The sequence below is a fragment of the Amycolatopsis mongoliensis genome, assembly GCF_030285665.1.
In the GTDB taxonomy this organism is placed as follows: domain Bacteria; phylum Actinomycetota; class Actinomycetes; order Mycobacteriales; family Pseudonocardiaceae; genus Amycolatopsis; species Amycolatopsis mongoliensis.
This window is the reverse complement of sequence record NZ_CP127295.1, coordinates 4,751,459-4,773,895: the sequence shown is the minus strand read 5'-3', so window position 1 is coordinate 4,773,895 and position 22,437 is coordinate 4,751,459. Positions and strand designations below refer to the sequence as shown.

The following is a 22,437-nucleotide window of genomic DNA, read 5'->3' as shown; positions in this document are numbered from 1 at the left end:
CAAGACGAGGAACGGGGCAGCCGTGCTCATCGCGAAGGAACCGGCTGTCCTGGTGAAGGCCGGCCCGGGTTCGCCGCGCCCTGCTGACCGGTCACCGGGCTCTCGCCCGGCTTTACGTCCGGTGCGGCGTCGGGATCGTCCGGCCGGTACTCGTCCGCGTACTCCACGCCGGCGCCCTTGATCTGGTCTCCCAGCCAGGAACGCCACACGGCGAGCATCTTTTCCACCTGCAGCTGCTGTTTGAGGCTGTCGTGCACCTTTTCGAAGGTCGCCGGCACCGGAGCCGTCACTTCATCGACCCGCCCGACGTTCCAGCCGAACTGGTTCTGCACCGGACCGAAGACCGTCCCCGTCGCTGCGCCGAAAGCCGCTTTCCCGTAGTCGTCCTGCAGCTGGCCACGGGAAAGCGCGCCGAGGTCGCCGCCCTTGTCGCGCGTCGCGGTGTCGATGCTGCGCTGCTGGGCCACGGTTTCGAACTTGGCTCCGTGCGACAGGTCGGCGATGACCTGGTCGGCCTCTTCCCTCGTCCGGACCACGATGTTGCCGATCTTGCGCTGCTCCGGGGTGCCCAGCTGGTCCTTTCGCGTCGCGAAGGCGTCCTTCACTTCCTGCTCGCTGACGTCGCCGGATCCCTTGGTCACCGCGTCGAACAGTTGAGAGAGAGCCAGCTGCTGCTTGATTTCCCCGATCACGGCCGGTTCGGACGTGCCGACGTTGCCCAGCTGCTGGACGAACTTGTCGTGAGCTTCCGTCCCCTCGCCGAGCTGCTGCGAGATCAACCTGGCCAGAGCGTCCTGCGCCACCTTGTCACCGATCACGATCCCGCGGTCCTGCGCGGCTTTCTGCAGGATCAAGCTCACCGCGTACGCCTTGGCGGAGTCCTTGCGGAACCTGCCGAGGGTCGCTTCGTCCTGTGGTGGCTGGACCCCGTACATGGCCCGCCAGGTCTCGAGGACACCGCTGAGCTGGTCGGCGGTGACGGTTCGGCCCGCGACGCGGAAGGCCGCGTCGTCCGGTAGCCGCTGGGAGTCATACCAGACGTAGCCGCCTACCCCGCCGCCGACCAGGAGCAGCAGGACCACGAGCAGGATGACGCGCACCTTGCGGGTTTTCGGCAGTTTGGCCCGGATGACGTCCTTCAGGCCGGTCTTCGGTTTCTCCGGCCCGGCTTCGGCGTCCTCGTCGGGCTCGTCGTCGCCGTCCGGGAGATCGACGACGTCGGCTTCCTCGTCTTCGATCGTGCTGGGGCTCGAGGTCTTCACGGTCGCCTCCGCGTCGTCAGTCTTCTTCTCGCGTTCAACTCGCAGGCTCATCGACCCACCTCCACCACGACTCGTCCGACAGGTTCGGGAACGGGTGTCGCCACCCGGGTAACGCGGTCACGCGGTGGCCAGAGCCACACCACACAGCCCGCGGACAGCAAGGCCAGCACGACCGAGCCGGCCAGCAGGACGCCGAACTCGCGTACGGCGGCCAGCTTGGACAGCACCAGGACCGCGTACCCCACGGTGGAGGTGGACGCGGCGAGCAGGATCGACAGCCGGAGTCCCCGGCTGCGACGGCGGGCGGCTTCCGAAAGCAGGACCGTGAACTCGCACCCGACCGCCGCGGTCAGCGATCCCAAGCCGGCGGTGACGGGGCTCAGCGGCACCCCGGCCAGCCACAGGAAGCACAGCCCCGCACCGGTGGCGATGGCCGCCGCCGCGACCGCGCGCGCCGCGTCGGCCCGGCGGCGCAGCGCGATCAGCAGGACCGCGCCCGCAGCCAGGATCCCGGCCAGATTGGTGAGCAGGCGGTCGGCGGACACGAGCTCGTTCCCGCGGACCGCGACCATCGGCAAGCCGGTCAGGTCCGCGTGATACCCCTGCGGTGGCGGCGGCAAGTGCCGCAGCACGTCGTCGCGGAGGGCCTGGAGCTCGCTCAGGTCTTCCATCCGCACGCCGAAGCTCAGCAGGGCGGACGTCCGGTCGTTGCGGAGGACCGCGCCCGTGAGGTACGGCGGCAGCAACCGGACCCCGGCTGCGATCTGGCTCGCCGTGGGCGAGGTGCCCAGGAACTGCAGCAGGGTCGGCGGCGACACCACCGGGCGCATCTGGTCACCGTGTCGCGAGACGATGCTTTCCTGCGCCTCACTGGTCCATTTCATGGCCTCGGGCGACAGCACGTCAGGACCGTTGAGGACGACGGCGACCTCTCCCGACGACCCGATGACGGATTCGACGTGCTGGGCGTCGGTGAGCGCGTCCAGTCCGGTGGCGAAGCTCTGGAAGTTGCTTTCCAGCTCGATCCGGGGGAGCGCCATCCAGCCGGCCAGCGCCACCGCGCCCGCGACGACGCCGGCGGCGACCCGAGCCCATCGAGGCGACGTCACAACGCGCGACGAGGAGACCATCTCATCGAGTGGCCGGTCCGGTTCGGCGGTGAACGAGAGGCCGCGGATGAGGAGCATGCCGACCAGCGCAGCGATGAGCACACCCATCGAAAGCGCGAGACCGAGTTCACGGACGAACGGCAGCGGCGACAGCAGCAGCATCGCGAACGCCGCGGCGGTGGCGGTGGCGACCACCAGCACCACCCGGCGTCTGGCCTGCTGGGCGAAGTAGGTCGGGTAGTAGCTCCCGACGCCGAGCAGGACGGGGAGGAAGGCGACGACGCCGAGCGACAACGGCCGCCCGAGCCACCCGAAAACGGCGAGCGTCAGCCCGATCGCGACGACGGTCGTCATGACCGGCACCAGCCTGCGGCGCACCTTCCGGGTCCAGGGAATCACCAGGAAGCACGCGCCCACCGCGAGCAGGGCGGTCCCCCCGATCCACGGGATCTCGCGTTGCGCCTGGTCGCCCAGGGACAGGGCGATGACCGGGACCCCGGACACCGTGATCCGCTGCGCGTCCGGCTTGGCCGTCGCGACGGCGTCACGAACCGCCTGAACCAGCCGTTCCGTGCCCTGCTGGTCCAGGCCCTCGCGCGGGCGGACGAGGATTGCCGCCGACCGGTCGGAGGGCACGACGAACCGCCACTGCGGGCGGGGCTGGCCGGCACCGGTGTACACGACCGTGTTCACGAAGGACGGATTGTGCAGGGTCGGGAGGCCGGCCGGCATGCCTTGGACCAGCAGCGGCCCGTACCGGGCGTCGAACGCGGCCACCGCGGCGTCGCCGGCCTTCTCCGCGTCCTTGCCGGTCTTGCCCTGCCGGGCTTGGGACCGGACGGCGTCGCGGCGTCCGGACAGCTCCGCGAGAAGGTCCTGTGTCCGCCCGGCGATCTGGTTCAGGGTCGTCCCGGGGCCGTAGGCGGCCGCGACGTCCGGGAGCCGTGACAGCCGGCCTTCGAGGTCGAGCAGCGTCGGCAGGTGCTGCTGGTCGAGCTGGGCGCGCGGCTGCCCGGACTCCAGCAGGACGACGATCGGGTCCCCGCCGAAGGAGCCCGACTCCGCCTCGAACTGGCGCACCACCGGGTCGTCGGTGGGCAGGAACGAGTCCACGCTCGTCTCGACCCGCACCTTCGCGAGCCCGCCGAGCACGAAGCCCGCCGTCGCGAGCACGCCCAGTGCTACGAAGAGACCGCGCTTGGTCGGCCGTCGCCAGAGGGCGCGCACCCTTCGCGCCCCTCCGCGGAGGAGGGCGCTCGGGGACAGCTTGCGCAACGACGGCCGACGCACCATCACTTCGTTCCCTTCTCCACTCGCGGGTACGAGCCGCCCTGGTACGGCCCCGGGTTCGAGGACTGGCCGGGTGCCGGGTACGGGTTGCTCTTGTCGAGGGGCGGGATGTTGTTGAGGTTGAGCGGGTTCCCGCGCAGGCTCTGCTCGTTGAGGATGATGAAGACGCGCAAGGCCGTGCCGTTGTCGTCGCCCCTCGACAGGGCCTGGCCCATGTTGGTGAACATCGCCGCGACGTCGTGCCCGTACGGCTGCAGGTAGGACAGCATCGGGTTGACGTCGCCGAGCGCGACGTTCAGCGTCGGCAGCAGCTGGTGGGCGTCCGCGGCCACCACCGGCACCCGCGCCAGTGTGTCCGGCGCGTGGTCGAGCACGCCGTTGAGCGAGGGCAGCAGGCCGCGCAGGTCGCCGGCGGTCTGCGGCAGCTGTTCCAGCGCCTTGCTCAGGTCCGGGGCGGCGGTGTTGAGGTTCTTCGCAACCGGCGCGAGCGAACCCGACAGCTCGTTCAGGCCGTCGCTCGCGCTCTTGGCCTTGTCCATGACGCCCGGCAGCTCCCGCATGACGGTCTGAAGGTCTTGCCCGCCGTCCGCGGTGGTCTTCGTCAAGGTGTCGGCGTCACGCACCAGCTGCGCGATCTGACCCTGGCGGGTGTCCAGTGCGGCGAGGAGGCCGGCTGCGTTCCCGCTGAGCTTCTTCAGGTCCTCACTCTGCGCGGACAGCGCGGCCAGCGCGCCCTGCCCTTCACGGCCGAGGTCACCGAGACCGCTCAAGGCGCGGGAGATGCTGTCCTGGCTGTCCTTCGTGGACGCACCGAGCGAGCGGACCGTGCTCGCCAGCGCCTGCCTGGTCGAAGGGTCGATGCCGGCCAGCACGTCGTTCAGGCCGACAGCGGGCTTGCCCGCGTTCTCCGGCAGGACCGCTCCGCTGTCCAGGGCCGGACCGTCGCCGTCGGTCAGCTGGAGGAAGGTCTCCTCCACGAGCGTCTTGTTCCGGACCTGGACCGTCACCCCACCGTGCAGCGGGTACTGCTGATCGAGCTCCACGGTCACGCGCGCGCGGCCGCCCTCGTTCTTGATCTCGGCCACCTTGCCGACGGCGACGCCGCTGATCATCACGTCGGAGTCGGGCACGAGGTTCGCCACGCGCGGGAAGGTCGCCGTGAGCGTGTAGCGGGAGCTGCTGAAGGGGAGCTTGCCGCCGGAGTTCACCCAGAGGTAGCCGAAGAACACGGCGCAGGCGGTGGCGAACACGACGAGCACGATCAGCCGGATCACCGGCATCGCGGAATGAGAGATCCTCATGGCAGCCACCTAGCGGGGAGTCTGGCCGGACGTGGCGCCCACTCCGGGGATCCCCAGGCTGCTCGGCGTGAACTCGAGCAGGCCGCGCAGGATCCCTCCGTTGGCGTCGTGCAGGCTGGTCAGGGAATTCGTCTGGTAGACGAAGGCCGAGAGGTCGTTCAGGTACGGCAGGACGGCCGCCGTGACCGGGTTGAGCCGGCCGGTGATCTCGTGCAGGTCCGGCAGCGTCCCGTTGAGGTCACCGACGAGCGGGCGCAGGTCGTCGACGACGGGCTTGGCCTTCGCCACGACCGGGGTCGCCTGGTCCACCGTGTTGCCGGCCTGGTCCACGGCCTTCGTCAGCTTCGACAGGGAATCGGGCAGCTCACCCGAGGCCTTGCGCAGGTTTTCCAGCGTCGGATCGAGCTGGTCGCTCAGCCCGACCACGCTGCTCGTCGCCTCGTCGAGCTGACGGGTGAGGTCGGGCAGCTGCGCCAGCGACGCGTCGAGCGGGCCACTCTGCGCGCCGGCGGCTCCGAGCGTCTCCTGCAGGCTCTTGGCCAGCGACGACAGCCGCGCGTCGTTGCCGCCGACGGACTTGGAGATCCGGGCGAGAGCGGTCACCAGCTTCGCCAGTGTGTCCTTGCGGGTCTGCAGCGCCGTCACGACCGGCTTGAGGTCGGTCGCGACCTGGTCGGTCGCCGAGAGGCCGCTCGCGAGCGACTGCGGTGCGTGGGCCAAGGCCGCGTCGGACTCGTTGACCAAGGACGTCAGTGCGTTCAGCGTGTTGTCGTCCAGGTGCCCGAGCACCTCGTCGACCTGGATCGGCCGCTGCGAGTGGCTCGCCGGGAGCGTCCCGTCCTGCGGGATTTCCTTCCCCGGCGGCCCGCCGGGGTCGATTTCGACGTACATCTCGTTGAGCGGGCTCTTCGGGCGCAGCACCGTGCGTGCGTTGTCGTACACCTTGTACTGCGGGTCGATGGAGAGGGTGAGCAGCGCCTTGCCGTCGTCCGAGACGGACGCCGAGTCGATCTGGCCGACCTTCACCCCGGCGATCCGGACCTCCTGGCCATTGCCCGGGCTGACGGCGGGAGCGTTGTCGAACTCCGCCTTCATGATGAACCTGTCCTGCCACGGCCAGGTCGTGGTCCCCGCGCCCTGCTGGCTGACGATGTAGCCCCCGACCGCCAGCCCGAGCACCACCAGCACCACCAGCGTGAGCACGTTCCGGCCGAGCTTCGGCTCGCTGCGGACGCGTTCCCAGGTCTTCTTGATCCGGCCTTGCTCGCGGGTCATCGCCCCTCCTGCTGCTGTCCGAGCCTCATGAGGTTGCCGAAGAGCTGTTCGAGGCTGATCGGCAGACCGCCGATGGTGCCGGGGCCGACTCCGGGTTCGAACGCGATCGACGCGCCGTTGCCGTCGGTCATCGACGATGCCCTGTCCGCGTTGGACAGCATGTATCCGAGTTCCTGGTAGAGCGGCCGGTCGCCGGAGGTGCCGGCGTACGGTCCCGTTCCGCGGTACGGCGAGAGGATCGTCGACTTGATCGGACCGTTCACCCGGTCGAGTACCGGTCCGCGCACGTCGTCGAGCGCTGTGGTCAGGCCCTGGGCGGTCGGCACGAGATCACGGACGACAGGCCTGGCGTCGGTCAGCAAGTCCTTCAGGTCGTTCACCAGCGGACGTGCCTTCGCCAGCACCGGGTCGGCGTGCTGCAGAGCCGTGTCGAGCTCGCGGGCCACCGGACGGGCCGGTTCGGCGACGTCCTTGATCTTGGCCAGCGTGCCGTCCAGCCGGGAGAGCCCGGCGTTCGTCGAGTCCAGCGCCTCGGGCAGGCCGGAGACCGTGTGGGACAGGTCCGACGCGCGATCCCCCAGCACGGTGCTGACCTTGCCGAGGTTCCGGACGATGGAGTCGAGCTGCCCCGGCTCCTTCGTCAGCGCGGAGGAAGCCGATTCGAGCCCGCTGACCACGTCGGTGAGGTCCTGGCGCGGCCGGGTGCCCTGCGCGGCGCGCAGGACGTCACCGGCCGGGTCCAGCGTGCCCGGCGCGTCGGCCAGGAGCTGGTCGATGGCCGCTCGGCCTTCGTCGTCCAGTGTGGCGTCCAGGCTCCCGACCGTCTTCTGCAACGAGTTCAGGGTGTTCGGCGGCAGCGCGTCGACGACCTTGTCGAGCTCGACCGGCACCCGCGTGCGGTCCTTGGGGATTTCGCCGGCCGGCGTGCCCTTCTCCCCGCCGGGAACGAGGTCCACGTAGTACCTGCCGCCCAGCACGGTGGCCGCCCGGATCACCGCCGAGGGGGCGGTGCGCAGCTTGGCGGGCACGTCGTCGTCGACCTTCACCGTGACGTCGGCGGAGCCGTCCTGCGCCTCCCGGACATCCACGACCTTGCCGATCGGGATGCCGGCGACCTTGACTTCCGTGGCGTAGGGCTGGAGCCGGTAGTCACGCGCGAAGTTGATGGTCAACTCCGTGCCCGGTCGCAGCGTGGTGAGGACCCGGTCCTTGTTGAAGAGAGCGAGACCGGCGACGAGCGCCACGACGACGAACATCGCGCCCAGCTTGAACAGCGATCCCTTGCTCTTCGGACGCCTGCGCCGGTTCTTGACAAGCAAAGCCATCTTCCTCACCTCGGCCCCAGCAGAGAGCTCTTCTTGTCCTGCGGTGCCTGTCCCGGTGCGGGATAGGCGTTGCGCGCGGTGACCGGGTCCTTCAACGCGCTCAAGGCGCCGGACAGGGACTCGGTGTTGAACAACGGGTAGATGCGCAGCCAGTGGCCCGCCGCGTCACCCTGGCTGAGCGCGTTGGCCGTGTAGGAGAACCACGACGCGATCTCCGGCGAGTACGGCGCGAGGATCTCGAGCGGCACGTGCGCCGAGCCCACGGCCGAGCGCACCGCCGGCGCCAGCGGCCTCGCGTCGGAGAAGGTCTGCGTGAGCGCCCCGACCGCCGGCTCGGCCTGCCCGGCGACGCCCGGCACCTTGTCGAGCGGCGGAACGCCCTCGCGCAGCACCCCCCGGACGTCCGGGGTCGCCTGGCCCAGCGCGTCCGCGCCCGGCTTCAGCGACGACATCGCCGCCTGGGCATCGGCCAGCGGCACCTGCAGCGACTGCAGTGCCCCGCGTGCCTTCCCCAGCGTGTCCGGCGCCTTGTCCACGACGTCCGCCAGCGGCTTGCCGCCATCGACGCCGACCGCGTCCAACGTGGTCTTCAGTTGCCCGACCAGCGCGGAGATCTCCTGCTGGCGGTTGGTGAAGCGGCCGCTGAGGCTGTCCAGCGCACGCAGCGTCCCGGTCAGGTCCTTCCCGTCGTCGGTGGCCAGCGCACCGGCCACGGATCCGAGGTCAGGCAGCTCCTCGGGCAAGGCCCCCAGCGCGTCGCGGAGGTCCTGCTGGTGTCCGACGACGCCGCCGCCGGCCTCGCGCAGCGTGTCCTGCAGGGCCTTCCGCGTCGGCTCGTCGAAGACGGCCAGCACGTCGGAAAGCTCCTGCGCGCCCTCGGTCTTCGCCGACGGGATGACGTCGTTTTCGCCGACCTCGCCCGCGTCGGGCGTTCCTGGCGTGAAGTCGACGTACTTCTGGCCCAGCGCCGATCGCGCGCCGACCGACGCGGTCACGGCTTTGGAATTGCGGTAGATCGGCTTGTCGCCGTCGAACTTCAGCTCGACGACGGCCTGGTTGTCGACCAGGTTGATGTCGCCGACCTGGCCGACCCGCACGCCGCCGATGCGGATGTCGTCGCCGCTGCGCAGGGCACCGACGTCGCCGAAGGCGGCCTTCACGACCGTCGTCGGCTTGCCCGGCAGGCCGTCGCTCGCGGTGATCGCGATACCGACCGAGGCCACGAAGAGGGCGAGGACGACGAACCCGATGAACAGGGACCTCCTCTTGCGGCCGACCGTGCTCGCCATCACTGACCTCCACCGATGAGGAACTGCAGAACGCCGCTTTCCTGCTGCCGGCTGAGCCCGGTCACGCCGCCGTCGGATTGCAGTCCCGTGGCCAGCAGCCCGCCGAGGACTCCGCCTGAGCCGGTGAGTCCTGGAAGGCTCGGCAGCGGCAGCGGCGGCGCCCCTTGAGCCGGCGTGCCGGTGTCACCCCGGGGAGGGCCCTGCTGCGGGGGCGTAGGAGCCCCGTTGGGTGCGTTGAGGCCGGGCACGAGACCCGTCAGCAGGTCGGGGTTGACGACGAGCATGGCCCGTAGGTAGTGGGAAACACCGTCGCCGCCGTTGGTGCTCAGCGCCCAGTTCCGGATGAAGTTCAGCACGTTCCCGAAGTTGTTCGTCAGGTCGGTGACGACCGGGCGGGCGGAGCCGACGGTGGTCCGCAGGTCCGGGCCGGCGGTCTTGAGCTGGTCGACCACCGGGCGAGCCTCGTCGAGCAGGCCTTGCGCCTTGTCCAGGACCGGCTTCGCGCTCGCCAGCGCCGGGTCGAGCGACTCGGAGAACTTCTTGAGCTCGTCGCTGATGGCGCTCAGGTTGTCCGTCGTCGGCCTGATCGACTGCAGGACGGGCGTCGTGGCCTGCGCGGTACCGGTCAGCTGCCCGAGCGTCTTCCGGGCCGCGGAGAGGGTGTCCGGCAGCCGGCTGAGGGTCGACTCGAGCGCGGCCCGGTTCTTCGCGGTGGCTTCGGTGGCGGTCTGCGCGGACGAGAGGAGGCCGTCGAGGGTCGCCCCGTTGTCCACGGCCAGGGCCTGGGCCACCGGTTCGATCTTGTCGACCACGCTGGTGAGCAGGCCGTTCTGTTCCTTGAGGACCTTCGCCAGCCCGTCGGTGTCCTTCATGGACGAAGCGAGCGCCTGGATGGTCGCGTCGGCGTTCCGGCCGTTCTCCCGCATGCCTTCGCCGAGCACGGTCACCAAGGCTGCCAGCGACTGCCCGGTGGGGTCGTCGATGGTGTTGAGAACCTGGTCGAGGTCGGTGTAGACGCTGGTCTGCTGCACCGGCAGGACGTCGCCGTCCTGGAGCTCGGGTGCCGAGGGCGTCCCGCGGTCCAAGTCGAGGTACCGCTCGCCGAGGATGCTGACCGGCTTGAGCGTGACCTTGGCGTCGGTGTGCACCGGCAGTGCCGCGGGATTCAGGCTCAGCGCCACCGCGGCATGCTTGTCGCTGTCCACCGTCATGGCCGCGACTTGGCCGACGTTGACGCCGTCGACCTTCACCTCGTTGCCCGGGATCAGCGGGCTGGCGTCGGTGAACTTGGCGACGATCGTGATCTCGCCGGGCTGTCCTTTGTCGTTCGCGCCCACGGCGCCGGCGGTCACGCCGACGCACGCGACGACGACCACGGCGAGGCCACGGAGCCGGTAGGACACCGGACGTGACGGCCGGGGCGGCCGGGACGTGTGCTTGCTCATCGGATCCCACTTCCGAACGCGTCGGTCCAGGGCTGGCCGACCGGCGATCCTGGCAACGGTGTCGGGTCGCTGGTGAAGCCCGGCGGCACGATGCCCGGATTGACGTTCACGTTCGACGCCCCGGCCTGTATGTAGATGCGGCCGTAGTGGCCGTTGGCGTCGTAGTTGCTGGTCGCCGATCCCCAGTTGGACAGCAGGCCCACCGCTTCCGGTGTGAACGGACGCAGGAAACTCAACGCGGGCATCAGGCTGCTCACGGCCGAGTTCAGGCCGGGTGCCGTCGCGTGCGCGGTGTCCAGCAGTCCCGGCGTGTAGTTCAGCAGGGTCTGCGCGTCGGCCAGCGCCGGCCGCAACTCGGCGACCAGCGGCCGCAGGTCGGTCAGCACCGGCCGGAGGTTCCGGCTCACGTCCGGCAGCTTCGCCGTCGCCGGTTCGAGGTCCTTCAGCAGCGGCACCGCCTGCCCCACCGCGTCGGGCACGTCGCCCAGGGTCTTGCCCGCGGTCTGCAAGGTGCCGGGCAGCTTCTTGAGCGCCGAGGCGAGTGCCTCGTGCTGCTGCGCGGTCAGCGACGTCGTCTTCGACAGCTGGTCGATCACCGTGCGCAGGTCGGCCTCACGACCGGCGAGGGTGCCGACCATGGTGTCGAGCTGGGTGACCATCTGCTTGATGGCCGGCCCGTCGCTGCCGAGTCCCCGCAGCACTTCACCGAGCGCTTGCACGGCGGGGCCGGCCGAGCGCACCGTGTGATTCAGGTCGGCCTCGTGGCCCTTGACCGTGCTGTCGAGCCGGTTGATCAACGAGCTGAGCTTGGCCCGAGTCGGTGGATCCAGAGCGTTGAGCACCTGGTCGAGCTCCATCGGCACCGGCATGTCGCCCTTGATCATGCCGTGGTCGGGGATCTCCGCGTTCCGGCTCGGTCCGTCGGTGATGTTCACCATCCGCTCGCCGAGCGCCGCCTTCCACTCGATGCGCACCTGCGCGCCGTCGTGGAGGGGAACATGGTCACCTTCGAGGGCGAGCATCAGCTTCGCCTTGCCGCCCTCGACCGAGATGTCCGACACCTTGCCGACTTCGAAACCGTTGACCTGCACGGTCCCTCCCGACACCACGTTCGTCGCGGAGTCGAGGATCACGCCGACCTCGTAGTCGCCGTTTCCCATCGCCGCGACGGCGGTGGCGCCCACGCCCAGGGCCGCCACCACGATGATGCCGACCGTCAACACACGTTTCATGAGTCAGTCCATCCCCAGCGGGCCGGCGGATTCGCCGGCCAGGAACTGCCGCACGAAGGGGTCGTCGGACGCGAACGCTTCCTCGGCTTCGCCGTAGTGCACGACCTGTCCCTGCCAGATGAGGCCGACGTAGTCGCTGACCTTGCGCGCGGTGCGGATGTCGTGCGTGACGAGCAGGTAGGTGCCCTTGTGCTCGCGGTGCATGTCCAGGATGAGGTCGTTCAGCAGGCTTGTACGGACGGGGTCCAGACCGGAGTCCGGCTCGTCGAACAACACGATGTCCGGGTTGAGCACGAGCGCCCGCGCGAACCCGGCGCGCTTCCGCATACCACCCGAGACCTCGTTCGGGAGTTTCGTGATCGACCGCTCCAAGCCGACTTCCGTCAGCCGGGTCATCACGATGTGCTCGATCTCCGCCTCGCTCATGTCCGTGTGCTTGCGCAGCGGGAAGGCGGTGTTGTCGTAGATGTTCATGGAGCCGAACAAGGCGCCGTCTTGGAACAGCACACCGAAGCGCTTGCGGAGGTCGTAGCGCTCCTGCTCGGTGATCTTCCACAGGTCCTGGCCGAAGATGACGATCTCGCCCTCGTCGGGCTCCAGGAGCCCGACGAGGTGCTTCAGGAGCACGCTCTTACCGGTACCCGACGGCCCGAGCACCGTCGTGATGGCGTCGTCGACGAAGTTGATGTTCATGCCGCGCATGACGTGGAAGTTCCCGAAGGCCTTCGAGACGTTCCGCACTTCCATCGAGTGCGTCCGGTCGGCCGGGCCGGCCAAGAGGTGGCCGCTGCGGGTATGGATCCGCGTGGGTGCGTCGGCGGTGTTCGATGTGGACACAGATTTCTCCTCGCGGGACGAAGGGGCGGCGGGCCGGTCAGTTGGCGATCGGTGCATTCGGCGCCAGACCCCAGAAGAGCTGGGTCCCCAATACACCGACGATATGTATCAGCACCATGTTCAGCATCATCGACTTCGCCGTACTTCTTCCCACGCCGACGGATCCGCCACTGGCGTTGTAGCCGTAATAGCATCCGACGAAGATGATCGCCGTCCCCATGGCCATCACCTTGCACAGGGAGAAGAACAGGTCCTGCGGGTTCTGGTAGAGCCAGAAGATGAAATTGTAGCCACCGGGGGAAACCCCACCGAGCATCTTCACGGTGGTGAGGAACTCCCCGATGTACATGATTCCGAGGCCCACCACGTAGAGGAACGGCATTGCGATCCAGGCCGCGACGATGCGGCTGCCGACCAGGTAGCTCCTCGACTTGACGCCCATGACCTCCATCGCGTCGATCTCGTCGGAGATGCGCATCGAGCCGATCTCGGCGACCAGACCGCAGCCGACTTTCGCCGCGAAGATGTAGCCCCACATGTACGGGGCCATCTCGCGGATCGCGCACCAGGCGTTGAAGATCCCCGAATAGAGGGGAACGCCGATCTGCTTGAGCGTGTAGTTGCCTTCGAGGCCGCACTCGTACCCGATCACGAACTGCATCAGCCAGATGACGAGCCCGCTGGACAGGATCAGCAAGCCGCACTGGTGGAACACTTCCGTGGCGTAGTGCCGGAGGTCGGGCAACGCCCGGATCGTCCGGCCCGAGAACCGGGCGATGTCGCCGCCGGTCTCAACCGCGGACTTGACCGAAGTCGCCATGCCCTTGAACGAAATCTCGACGTCGGCAGGCTTCGGCGCACCGGGCAGCTTCTTCTCGCCGACTCCGCCGTTCTGCGCAGCTCGGGTCACGGTGTCTTCTCCCCGCCTCGTCACTTGTAGATCTGCATCTCAGGGTTGAGACCGAGCATGATCGCGGTGAAGACCGCGTTGAATATCCAGATCGCCGCGAACGCGATCACCACGGCCTGGTTGACCGCCCGCCCCACCCCGATCGGCCCGCCGCCGGTGTGCAGGCCCTTGTAGCAGCAGACGACACCGATGATCAGCCCGAAGATCGACGTCTTGATCACGCTCGCCCAGATGTCGGTCGTCGTCGCGTTGTCGAAGAAGCTGCCGAAGAACGCGCTGCTGTTCGCCTTGAGGATCGGCACGGCGGCGATGTACCCGCCCACGACACCGAAAGCCAGCGCCACCAGGTCCATCAGCCCCGTGATCAACGTCATCGCGACCACCCGCGGCACGATGAGCGTCCGGATCGGATCGACGCCCAGGACCTCCATCGCGTCGATTTCTTCACGGATGCGGCGGGCACCGAGGTCCGCGGTGATCGCCGTGCCCATCACGCCGGCCACGACCATCGCGTTGATCCAGGGCGCGAACTCGCGGACGCTCGCCATGATGAAGAACGAGCCAAGCCGTTCGGGGATACCGAAGAGGGAGAAGATGTTCCCGCCCTGCAGCCCCGGAGCCCCGAGGCCGAAGGCCGTGGTCGAGATGATCATCGGGATCCAGCACAGCTTCAGCGTCTGGAACATCTGCTCACGAACTTCGCCCCAGTAGCCAACAGGGTGCCGGAGGGCGGAGTACAGCACGTCGCCCATCAGCCGCACCATTTCGCCGGCCTGCTCCAGCGGACGCGAGACCGCGGAGCCCAGGCCGGATCGCCGGATCGCCTTCCGCCGCTCCCGGTCTTTCGACCTCGGCGGTGCCGCTGCGTGCGTCGTCATCGGTGCACTCCTTGATGGACTTCGAGTCAGTTCTGTGTGGCGGGACTCATCTGAGGAACGAGGCTCACCCGATTCCGCCACGCTGCGATCGCCGAATCTCGTGCGCGAGGCACGGAAACCGTTGCCATCACCGCGAAATCCGGACCTTCTCCGTGCCGCTCATGCGTCCGCGTAAGAAGCCGGCCGCGGCGCCGACCACCACGGCCGCAGCCGCCGTCAGCCCGATTTGGAGAGGATCGCGGCCTGCCGGCACGAGCAAGGACATCGGAAGTGCGAGCAGGTAACTGCACAGCGCGGCGACCGCACCGTGAGCCGCGGGCGCGCTGGCCTTGCCGATTCGCCTCGAGGCGACAAAAAACGCCACCACAGCGATGAGCGGAAGCCACGCGTAACCCAGGAGCGGCACCCAAGTCACGGCCAGTGGCTGGGCGAGCCCGCCGATGAGGAGAACACTGAACCCGGTCGAAGCACCCCGGACCGCGACGGGCGCGTCGATTCGGTCCACCCAGGACAGCCGGGCCGGACCGGTGGCGTTGTCACCAGCACGCGTCATGGAGATCCCACCTTTCACTGGTTGCCCCGACCTGGACGAGGTCCCGTCCGGCTTGCTCGGTCGGAAGGGGATCCGAACTGCGAACCCGCGGGAGGCATTCCGCTTGCGGCCGCGAGGTTGTGGCGCTGGACACGGAGGATCCGACGGCGATTCGCGGTGGGCGTCCGCGACGGGCGAAAGCCGGTCGGCGTCCCATGGCTGAGCCCAGCATCACAAGCTCGCCGGCGGTACGCCGGTCACGGGTTCCCGGCGTCGCTGGCTTCCGGGGTTCGACAATGAACACTGCGGAAGTATGTCCGGCCGACACTGGGCCATATGGGCCAATGCTGGCACCCGAGGGCCAACGTCGTGCGGAGCGGAGCGGCCGCAGGGCCGGCGGGTGCGGAAAGCCACTTTGCGTGGCAATTCCGCCGAGAAGGCTACTACAACCGAGGTGATCGCCGCCGTGTCTGTCACTTGGTGCCCGTACTGCGCGGTCTTGCTGGGCAGAAACAGCTCCGCGGCGCGCTCCTCGTTCGACATCCCTTGGGCCACGAGCCGCGTGACCGCGTCGTCCTGCTCGCCCATCGTGTGCCCGCGGGCGCGCCGGTCGGCGCGGCGGAATGAGGACAAGACCGACTCGCCCCAGAAAGCAGCCGGCAGCTCGGTGACCGCCGCGCTGCGGAAGGATCAGAGGCTGAGCTGGGACCCAGCGGATCCGGAACTGCCGGCCTCGTGCGCGGCGGCATCCGGTGTGGGTCAGGCGAACCGGCCGCCGCCATCGACGTGGACAGCCGCGCCGGTCAGGTAGCCGTTGCCGATGAGCAGCATGGTCGCGGCGACGATGTCGGCGGGAGTTCCCGCTCGGCCGACCGGGTTGCGGCCACTCGACAATCACCCCAGTCAGATGCAGCAACAAGACCTCAGTCATATCTCGATCCGTTGTCACATATGAGGAACCGCAGGGTCATATGTCGACTATTCACGACACGCCGTCTCTGGATCACGCAAAGTGCGCCAGAGCCCTTGGCGGTGGCAGACGACATCGAGGCGACTCGCCGCTGGACCTGACCCGTGGCGCAGCCGGACGGTCTCACCGTCAAGGCAGCGCGTTGCGCCAGGGGTCGGGGTTTCCACCCGGCCGCCGAGGTTCGTCGCGGTGATGGCCGCGCTCCGTGGACGCTCGGCTATCCGTCATACCTCCAGCACCAACCGCTCTCCCTCCGGTGCACGCGAGACGCAGGGCAGCATGGCGCCTGCCGCACGTTCGGTGGCGGTGAGCCGGCGGTCACGATGATCGACATGGCCATGGGCCACCCGTACCCGGCACGTGCCGCAAAACCCCTGACGGCAGGAGAACGGCATGTCCGGCAGGGCCTCGTGGAGAACATCCAAGGCGGAGCGGCCGGACGGCACCGGCAGCACCCGGCCGGTGCCGCCCAGCTGAAGTTCGAAGGGATGGCCGTCCGTGATCGGGGGCGGGGCGAACCGCTCGAAGTGCAGGGCTGACGCGCGGCTACCACCGAACGCGTGCCGGACGCCGTCGATCATGGGCGCGGGTCCGCAGCAGTACACCGCGCCCGCCGCCGGGCTCAAGCTCAACAGATCGGCTGCTTCGGGCACGCCAGACTCGTCGTCAGGACGGATGGAGACCCGGCCAGGGGCTGCGGCCGCGAGTTCGGCCAGCTCTGCCGCGAAGGGCATCGAACCGCGGCTGCGGCCGGTGTGCACGAGTGTCCAGTCCAGCCCGCGTCGGGCCGCTTCCCGAGCCATCGGCAGGATCGGGGTGATTCCGATGCCGCCGGCGAGGAGCAGGACGGATGCTTCGGCGGCGAAGGGGAAGGCGTTCCGGGGCCCCGCGATGGCGACCCGCATACCCTCTCCGAGGGCGTCGTGTACCTCGGCCGAACCGCCTCCGCCGTTGGCGGTGCGGCGCACCGCGATGCGATACCCGTACCGGTCGGCGGGGTCGCCGCACAGAGAGTACTGCCGGTGGCGGCCGGAGGGCAGGTGCAGTTCGATGTGGGCGCCGGGCTGCCAGGGCGGGAGTATTCCTCCCCCGCCGGGTGTGGCCAGCCGCAGGGAGACGACGTCCTCGGCCTCGTGGTGCTTGGCGGCGACCACCAGCTCCCGGATCGCGGGCATCCCGGTGGCCGGCGGGCGCTTCGGAGGAGCGCTGCGCCGCGCAAGGGCCGTGACCGCGTTGTCGCTGAGAGCCGCCAGCTTCTGCATGAAGGAGTCGCTGCGCGGCCTGCCGTACAGGTCCGGCGGTGGAGTGACGGGTGTGCTGGTGTCCAGGGGATGCCTCGCTGGGTGCTTGGTCATCGAGTAGCCGCTCGGGCAGCCGGGGACGCCGCCAGGTACGCGACGGCCTCCTGAGTCGAGCCCTCCTGGCTCGGGTGGTAGCCGGGGAGGAAGTAGCGCAGCACCGAGCGGGTGAACGCGACCGGCGGGGGCAACAGGTCCTCACGGGCCGCGGCCAGGTAGTCGCGGAAGCGGACCTTGACCCGATCGCCGAGTTCGGGGTCGGCGCTCATCAGGAAGCGGACTCCGCGGATCCACAAGCGGATCAGCACCGGAGCGGTGATGAGCATACCGGCCACTCGGCGCCGGTACCGGGGGTCGAGGTGCACCAGCAGGTCGAACGCGACCGAACGGTGTTCGACCTCCTCCGCGCCGTGCCAGCGGAACAGATCGAGCATCGCGGGGTCCGCGCCGGCCTGGTCCAGCTGCCCGTTGCCGAGAATCCAGTGGCCCATGAATGCGGTGAAGTGCTCGAAGGCCGCTATGACGGCGAGCCGTTGGAGGAGGTGCGCGTGTGTGGCGGCCGCCGTCAGCTCCGGCCGGTCGCCGAGCACCCTCCGGAAGATCCATTCGGACTGCCGGGTGTACGGAGACGGGTCCAGGCCCTTGGTGAGCAGGTGCTCCAGGACCTCCTGGTGCGCCTCGGCGTGCATCGCTTCCTGGCCGATGAAGCCGCGGACGTCCTCGCGCAGCCGGTCATCGGTGATCAGTGGCAGTGCCTGCTCGAAGGTGCGCACGAACCAGCGTTCGAGCTCGGGGAGCATGAGGTGGAGCACATCGAAGGTGTGGGTCGCGAAGGGCTCCCCCGGCAGCCAGTGCAGCGGGGTGACGCTCCAGTCGAAGGTGACGTCCCGGGGTTTCAGCACCAGGTCGTGGTGGTCGATGGGCTCGGACGTACGTTCCGTGTGGGCAGGTGCGTCGTTGGGCATGACAGGTTCTCCATCAGCGATCGGTGCGCGCGAAGGGGTGGTCGGGCAGTCGTCCGGTTACTGCTCGTCTGCCGGATCGGGTGCGGTGTGGTCCGGATCGCGGTGGGAGCCGTCTTCGATGCGGCCGGCGAATTCCGCGATCCGGGACGCGATCTCCTCGGGGTGGCTGAGCTGTACCCAGTGCCCGGCGTCGATCGGGTGCCGTTGTACGTGGCGCGTCCAGCGCTCCACTCCGGACGACAGCACCGGAGTGACGCAGAAGTCGCGGATGGGGACGATGAGCTGAATCGGGACGGTGGTCGGCCGGTCCCGGGGATGCAGCAGGCGGGGCAGCATGTTGGCGCGGTACAGCGCAGTGCCGGACACGGCGTCGCGGGCCAGCGTCGGCGCGGGGTAGGGGGTGTGCCCGGGCACGCCTTGAGAGCCGGTGAGGAAGGCGCGCCAGCGGTGACCCAGTGCTTTCCAGGTCAAGGCGGGCAGGAACGGAAGGTGGAAGTAGGCGATGTACCAGGACCGTGCGAATTGCCACAGCATCCTCGGCAGATCCGGGTGCCGCGGCCGGAAGCGGGCACGGATCAAATGGCCGACGTGGTCCAGGCAAGGGCCGGAGATGGAGGTGAACGAGGCGATCCGCCCGGCCAGACGCGTGCCGGTGACCGACTCCCAGGAGTGGATCGATCCCCAGTCGTGTCCGACGAGGTGCACCGGGCGGTCGGGGCTCACGGCGTCGAGGACCGCCTCCAGGTCGGCTTCCAGGCGGGACATCCGGTAGGCGCGCAGACCCCTGGGCCGGTCGGAGGCACCGGCTCCCCGGACGTCGAAGGCGGTGACGTGGAAGCGGTCGGCCAGGCGGTCGGCGACCGGGCGCCACACGGCGCTGGTGTCCGGATAGCCGTGGACCAGCACGACGGGAGGAGCCGTCGACGCTCCCCAGTGGTAGGCGGCCAATTCCACGCCGTCCGCGCCGATCCGGCGGGTGGCCGGGCCGGTCATCGGTCACCGCCGGGACGGGTGAGTTCGCCGTAGTTCAGACCGCCGTGGGTGAAGCCGGGCAGCACCGGCCACTGCCGCTTGAAGGGGGCCAGCTCGGAGGAAGGCAGGATCTGCAGCCAGCGCGGATCGCGCCGGCTGGGGTCGGCGAGGGTCTTCTCCTTGACCATGGAGTCGTACTGGTCGAGAGAGTCCTCGAGGGTGTTGGCGTTGGGCACCACCTCGCGGCCGTAGAACTCGGCGTGGCGGCGCACCCCGGGGATGCGCGAGAGCTCGGGCTGCCAATTGTCGGCCGAGATGCCGTTCTCGGAGGAGACCCACACCCCGTCGGGGGTGTTCAGCACCAGGGAGTGGTTGCCGTCCGTGTGGCCGGGAGTCCACAGCAGACTGACGCCGACACCGAGTTCGACATCGCCGTCGAAGGCGGTGATGCGCTCGCCCGGCACCCCGTCCATGCCTCCGTCGACGTACCAGGCCCACTGCATCGGATGCATCGATTCGAAGGTGCCCAGCTCCTTGCGGTGCACCAACAACCGGGCGCGCGGGAACAGCGCTTCGCGGAGCGCCTGTTCGCCGGGAATGGTGTTGTCACTTCCCATGATCATGCGCACGTCCTGGACGTGCAGGTGATCGAAGCTGACGAAGTCCACGTCCTCGGGACGCAGACCGCAGGAGGGCAGGACGGTGTCCGGGTCGTTGTAGTAGCGGGCGAAGACATGGTCGGTGAGAAAGTTCCCCGCCAGACGCTTGAGCTGGGCGTAGAACGGCGCTTGGGCCGTTCCGGCGGCGACGGTCGGCTCCCACACCAGTGTTTTCGGCTCACCGTCGAAGCCGTCGAACTGCACGACGAGCATCCGGTTGACGATGCTCACGAACGGGTTGACGGCGAGCGCGGCGCCGTGGAACCCGAACCGGGTCGGGTACGGGGCGGCCGCGATGTCGAAACTGCGGACGGCGTGGATGCGGCCCTGCTGGACGAACCGTTCACGGTAGGCGGCCGCGGCGTCGCGCACGGCGCGCAGCCGGTCACCGCGGGGCCATACGTCGTGGACACCTTCGAATTCGGGAATGGGACGCGGAGCGGCGGCGTCCTGGGCCTTCTCCGCGCTGGGCACCAGCTTGGGCGTAGCGGTCACGTGTTCATCCTTCGAGATTGCGGGTGGTCCGGGTGCGCTGCTCGTAGGCCGCGCGGACGGACCGGTCGGACAGGGCGGCGAGCTGGTCGGGGACAAGGAGGCGATGCAGGGCGTCGCGGGCACGGCCGGGCAGCAGCGCGGCCAACCGGGTCAGGGCGGCTACCTGGCGTGGAATGAAGACCTCGAATCGCGGGCGTAGCACGACGTCGAGCACCACGTCGGCTACCTGATCCGTCGTCAGGCGGCGGGTGGGACCGGTCGCGGTGCCCACGGCCAGCTCGGTGTCCACGACGCCGGGCATCACCACGGACACGTGCACGCCCGTGCGGTGAAGCTCGGCGCGGACGGCTGTGCTGTAGCCGTGGATGGCGTGCTTCGTCGCCGCGTAGGTCGCCTCGCCGGGCGGGGCGACCCTGCTGGCGGCGGAGGCGATGTTCACCACGTGGCCGCGACCGCGTTCCCGCATCCCCGGGATCACGAGTTTCATCCCACGCAGTACGCCGTGGACGTTGACGTCGAACTGGCGCAGGGCGGCTTCCTCCGGTTCCTCCGCGAAGGGGCCCACCCACATGATTCCGGCGTTGTTGATCAGCACGTCGATCGGCCCCAGCCGGGTCTCGACGGTGCGCAGGAAGTCTTCGAACGAAGGGGTGTCGGTGACGTCGAGAGACAGCCCGAGCAGCCGGCCAGCGGGATGCACGCCGATGGCACGAGCCGTCTCCTCGGCGACCCCCGCATCGAGGTCGCCGATCGCCACGGCGGCTCCGGCCGCGGCGAGCCGGGCCGCGATGGCACGCCCGATTCCTCGGCCCGCTCCGGTCACCGCGATCACTCGGCCGGTCAGCGGTCTTGCGCGGGGCAGCCTGCCGCGGCCTCTTCGGCTGAACATGTACGGGTACCTGGGCGGTGCTGCCACGGTCGAGCCCCTTCCTCGTCATCTGACACTGCGTCGTGTCAGATGAACTGACAAGGTAGAGTGTCAGTTCAGGGCAGGCCGATGTCAATACCTCTGCGAAGGGAACACATGACCGGCACAGAGACCGCCGGACGGCGCTACCGCGGACGCGATGCGGCGCAACGACAGCAGGAGCGCCGCATCCGCCTCATCCAGGCGGGCCTGGACCTGTTCGGCACGGTCGGATACGTCTCAGTGTCCGTCAAGCAGGTCTGCTCGCATGCCGGACTGACCGAGCGCTACTTCTACGAATCATTCCGCGACCGCGAAGACCTTCTCCTCGGGGTCTACAACGACCTGGTCACCACGATCAGAGCCGAAACCGACCAGGCCGTAGCCGATGCCGCACCCCATGTCGACGCCCAGCTGCGCGCCGGCCTTGAGGCGTTCATCCGCACGCTGACCAGCGACGCCCGCATGGCCCGCCTGGCGCTCATCGAGGTCGTGGGCGCCAGCCCCCGCCTCGAAGTGCGCCGCCGGGAGGTCCTGCACGAATTCGCCGCGCTGATCGCCGCCGTCGTCGGACGACTCCCTGCCCCGGAATCCCGCTCCAGCCGGCTCGCCATGACCGCGATGAGCCTGGTCGGCGGGGTCAACGAACTCCTCGTGGACTGGACGCTCGGCCACCAGAACGCCACCGTCGAAGAACTGATCGACCTGTGCTACACCCTGTTCATCGCGGCCTACCGAGCCATCAGCGACCAGCCCTGATCACGCAGCCCGGATTCCGTCAGCTGGGTTTCCCCGGTTCGCCGGACACGGTGGCGTTGCCCCGGTTCAGGGCCTGGGCGCGAGGCCGGCGAAAAGGGCGTGCAGCACGCGGTCGACGTAGTCGTGCGTGAGGGGTTCCTGGGTGATCAGCAACGTGAAGTAGAGCGGGCCGGACAGGATCGCCATCATCAGGTCGAGATCGAGATCGGCCGCGAGCTGCCCACGCCGCTGGGCCGCCTTGATCCGGGCGACGGTCTTCTCGGCCTGCGGACGGATGAAGCGTTCGTTGAGGCCGGCGGCCACCGCGGGATCGTGCTGGGCCTCGCCGATCAGGGCCCGGTAGAGCGGACCCCACGGCGGGGCGCCCAGCAGGTCGACCGCCGCGTGGATCTGCCGGCGCAGATCGGCCGTGATGTCGCCCGTGTCGGCGTACTCGAGTGCGGGCTCGTGCAGCGACAGCAGCGAATCCAGGAACAACACGCCTTTCGAGGGCCAGCGGCGGTAGACCGTGTGCTTGCCGACACCGGCGCGGGCCGCGACCGCCTCGACGCTCAACTTGGCGTAGCCGGCCTCTCGAGCGAGCTCCAGCGTCGACCGCATGATCGTCTCGGCCCGGCTGTCGGCACGGGTGGCACGGCGATCGGTCATACCGTCATCCTATCGGCACGACACGTGCCGTGTTGACAGCCGGGTGCTCACCTGGCCAGAATGACTCAACCGGCACGGA

General features: G+C 69.1%; 20 protein-coding genes. 1 reads left to right on the top strand and 19 read right to left on the bottom strand.

What is annotated here, in order from left to right:
* Nucleotides 1-26: 26 nt before the first annotated feature.
* From QRX60_RS23350 to QRX60_RS23265, 18 genes are all read right to left on the bottom strand, one after another.
* Nucleotides 27-1,313 carry a peptidylprolyl isomerase gene (locus QRX60_RS23350; protein ID WP_286002899.1) on the bottom strand — a complete coding sequence of 429 codons (1,287 nt, stop codon included), beginning with the start codon at nucleotides 1,311-1,313 and terminating at the stop codon, nucleotides 27-29.
* Nucleotides 1,310-3,598: an RND transporter family protein gene (locus QRX60_RS23345; RefSeq protein WP_286002898.1), complete on the bottom strand. Its 2,289-nt coding sequence runs from the start codon at nucleotides 3,596-3,598 to the stop codon at nucleotides 1,310-1,312. Before QRX60_RS23345 ends, QRX60_RS23350 begins: the two co-directional genes overlap by 4 nt.
* A 65-nt stretch (nucleotides 3,599-3,663) precedes the next feature.
* The gene (locus QRX60_RS23340; RefSeq protein ID WP_286002897.1) at nucleotides 3,664-4,962 is read right to left on the bottom strand and encodes an MlaD family protein; all 1,299 of its coding nucleotides are present in this window, start codon (nucleotides 4,960-4,962) and stop codon (nucleotides 3,664-3,666) included.
* A 9-nt stretch (nucleotides 4,963-4,971) separates the two neighbouring features.
* Nucleotides 4,972-6,237, bottom strand: a complete 1,266-nt coding sequence (locus tag QRX60_RS23335; protein ID WP_286002896.1) for an MlaD family protein — start codon at nucleotides 6,235-6,237, stop codon at nucleotides 4,972-4,974.
* Nucleotides 6,234-7,562 carry an MlaD family protein gene (locus QRX60_RS23330; RefSeq protein ID WP_286002895.1) on the bottom strand — a complete coding sequence of 443 codons (1,329 nt, stop codon included), beginning with the start codon at nucleotides 7,560-7,562 and terminating at the stop codon, nucleotides 6,234-6,236. The genes QRX60_RS23335 and QRX60_RS23330 overlap by 4 nt, the downstream gene beginning before the upstream one ends.
* A gap of 5 nt (nucleotides 7,563-7,567) precedes the next feature.
* Nucleotides 7,568-8,851: an MlaD family protein gene (locus QRX60_RS23325; RefSeq protein ID WP_286002894.1), complete on the bottom strand. Its 1,284-nt coding sequence runs from the start codon at nucleotides 8,849-8,851 to the stop codon at nucleotides 7,568-7,570.
* Nucleotides 8,851-10,296 carry an MlaD family protein gene (locus tag QRX60_RS23320; protein ID WP_286002893.1) on the bottom strand — a complete coding sequence of 482 codons (1,446 nt, stop codon included), beginning with the start codon at nucleotides 10,294-10,296 and terminating at the stop codon, nucleotides 8,851-8,853. The genes QRX60_RS23325 and QRX60_RS23320 overlap by 1 nt, the downstream gene beginning before the upstream one ends.
* Complete coding sequence (locus QRX60_RS23315) at nucleotides 10,293-11,528, bottom strand: MlaD family protein (protein WP_286002892.1); 1,236 nt, start codon at nucleotides 11,526-11,528, stop codon at nucleotides 10,293-10,295. The genes QRX60_RS23320 and QRX60_RS23315 overlap by 4 nt, the downstream gene beginning before the upstream one ends.
* A gap of 3 nt (nucleotides 11,529-11,531) precedes the next feature.
* Entirely contained in the window at nucleotides 11,532-12,365 is an 834-nt protein-coding gene (locus QRX60_RS23310; RefSeq protein ID WP_183127995.1) for an ABC transporter ATP-binding protein, read from the bottom strand.
* Nucleotides 12,366-12,402: 37 nt separating this feature from the next.
* Complete coding sequence (locus tag QRX60_RS23305) at nucleotides 12,403-13,275, bottom strand: ABC transporter permease (RefSeq protein ID WP_286002891.1); 873 nt, start codon at nucleotides 13,273-13,275, stop codon at nucleotides 12,403-12,405.
* A 20-nt stretch (nucleotides 13,276-13,295) separates the two neighbouring features.
* On the bottom strand, nucleotides 13,296-14,153 hold the full coding sequence (locus QRX60_RS23300) for an MlaE family ABC transporter permease (RefSeq protein ID WP_286002890.1): 858 nt from the start codon (nucleotides 14,151-14,153) through the stop codon (nucleotides 13,296-13,298).
* A gap of 127 nt (nucleotides 14,154-14,280) precedes the next feature.
* A complete protein-coding gene (locus QRX60_RS23295) occupies nucleotides 14,281-14,706 on the bottom strand; it encodes a hypothetical protein (RefSeq protein ID WP_286002889.1) in 426 nt (141 codons plus the stop codon).
* A gap of 738 nt (nucleotides 14,707-15,444) precedes the next feature.
* Nucleotides 15,445-15,579 carry a hypothetical protein gene (locus QRX60_RS23290; RefSeq protein WP_286002888.1) on the bottom strand — a complete coding sequence of 45 codons (135 nt, stop codon included), beginning with the start codon at nucleotides 15,577-15,579 and terminating at the stop codon, nucleotides 15,445-15,447.
* 300 nt (nucleotides 15,580-15,879) lie between these two features.
* Nucleotides 15,880-16,917, bottom strand: a complete 1,038-nt coding sequence (locus tag QRX60_RS23285) for a PDR/VanB family oxidoreductase (RefSeq protein WP_286002887.1) — start codon at nucleotides 16,915-16,917, stop codon at nucleotides 15,880-15,882.
* 89 nt (nucleotides 16,918-17,006) lie between these two features.
* Nucleotides 17,007-17,918 (bottom strand): metal-dependent hydrolase, encoded by a 912-nt coding sequence (locus QRX60_RS23280; RefSeq protein WP_286002886.1) that lies wholly within the window; start codon nucleotides 17,916-17,918, stop codon nucleotides 17,007-17,009.
* 57 nt (nucleotides 17,919-17,975) lie between these two features.
* Nucleotides 17,976-18,911 (bottom strand): alpha/beta fold hydrolase, encoded by a 936-nt coding sequence (locus tag QRX60_RS23275; RefSeq protein WP_286002885.1) that lies wholly within the window; start codon nucleotides 18,909-18,911, stop codon nucleotides 17,976-17,978.
* A complete protein-coding gene (locus tag QRX60_RS23270; protein ID WP_286002884.1) occupies nucleotides 18,908-19,921 on the bottom strand; it encodes an MBL fold metallo-hydrolase in 1,014 nt (337 codons plus the stop codon). The genes QRX60_RS23275 and QRX60_RS23270 overlap by 4 nt, the downstream gene beginning before the upstream one ends.
* Nucleotides 19,922-20,048: 127 nt before the next feature.
* A complete protein-coding gene (locus QRX60_RS23265; protein ID WP_286002883.1) occupies nucleotides 20,049-20,933 on the bottom strand; it encodes an SDR family oxidoreductase in 885 nt (294 codons plus the stop codon).
* Nucleotides 20,934-21,068: 135 nt separating this feature from the next.
* On the opposite strand from QRX60_RS23265, the gene QRX60_RS23260 reads away from it, so the two are divergent.
* A complete protein-coding gene (locus QRX60_RS23260; RefSeq protein ID WP_286002882.1) occupies nucleotides 21,069-21,710 on the top strand; it encodes a TetR/AcrR family transcriptional regulator in 642 nt (213 codons plus the stop codon).
* A 66-nt stretch (nucleotides 21,711-21,776) separates the two neighbouring features.
* Here the strand turns inward: QRX60_RS23260 and QRX60_RS23255 are convergent, their stop codons facing one another.
* Nucleotides 21,777-22,358 (bottom strand): TetR/AcrR family transcriptional regulator, encoded by a 582-nt coding sequence (locus QRX60_RS23255; protein ID WP_286002881.1) that lies wholly within the window; start codon nucleotides 22,356-22,358, stop codon nucleotides 21,777-21,779.
* Nucleotides 22,359-22,437: the final 79 nt, after the last annotated feature.

Bases quoted from the DNA above. Each gene is read 5' to 3' on its own strand.
- QRX60_RS23350 (WP_286002899.1), bottom strand. From the start codon at position 1,313: ATGAGCCTGCGAGTTGAACGCGAGAAGAAGACTGACGACGCGGAGGCG.
- QRX60_RS23340 (WP_286002897.1), bottom strand. From the start codon at position 4,962: ATGAGGATCTCTCATTCCGCGATGCCGGTGATCCGGCTGATCGTGCTC.
- QRX60_RS23335 (WP_286002896.1), bottom strand. From the start codon at position 6,237: ATGACCCGCGAGCAAGGCCGGATCAAGAAGACCTGGGAACGCGTCCGC.
- QRX60_RS23330 (WP_286002895.1), bottom strand. From the start codon at position 7,562: ATGGCTTTGCTTGTCAAGAACCGGCGCAGGCGTCCGAAGAGCAAGGGA.
- QRX60_RS23325 (WP_286002894.1), bottom strand. From the start codon at position 8,851: ATGGCGAGCACGGTCGGCCGCAAGAGGAGGTCCCTGTTCATCGGGTTC.
- QRX60_RS23320 (WP_286002893.1), bottom strand. From the start codon at position 10,296: ATGAGCAAGCACACGTCCCGGCCGCCCCGGCCGTCACGTCCGGTGTCC.
- QRX60_RS23315 (WP_286002892.1), bottom strand. From the start codon at position 11,528: ATGAAACGTGTGTTGACGGTCGGCATCATCGTGGTGGCGGCCCTGGGC.
- QRX60_RS23300 (WP_286002890.1), bottom strand. From the start codon at position 14,153: ATGACGACGCACGCAGCGGCACCGCCGAGGTCGAAAGACCGGGAGCGG.
- QRX60_RS23295 (WP_286002889.1), bottom strand. From the start codon at position 14,706: ATGACGCGTGCTGGTGACAACGCCACCGGTCCGGCCCGGCTGTCCTGG.
- QRX60_RS23285 (WP_286002887.1), bottom strand. From the start codon at position 16,917: ATGCAGAAGCTGGCGGCTCTCAGCGACAACGCGGTCACGGCCCTTGCG.
- QRX60_RS23280 (WP_286002886.1), bottom strand. From the start codon at position 17,918: ATGCCCAACGACGCACCTGCCCACACGGAACGTACGTCCGAGCCCATC.
- QRX60_RS23275 (WP_286002885.1), bottom strand. From the start codon at position 18,911: ATGACCGGCCCGGCCACCCGCCGGATCGGCGCGGACGGCGTGGAATTG.
- QRX60_RS23265 (WP_286002883.1), bottom strand. From the start codon at position 20,933: ATGTTCAGCCGAAGAGGCCGCGGCAGGCTGCCCCGCGCAAGACCGCTG.
- QRX60_RS23260 (WP_286002882.1), top strand. From the start codon at position 21,069: ATGACCGGCACAGAGACCGCCGGACGGCGCTACCGCGGACGCGATGCG.
- QRX60_RS23255 (WP_286002881.1), bottom strand. From the start codon at position 22,358: ATGACCGATCGCCGTGCCACCCGTGCCGACAGCCGGGCCGAGACGATC.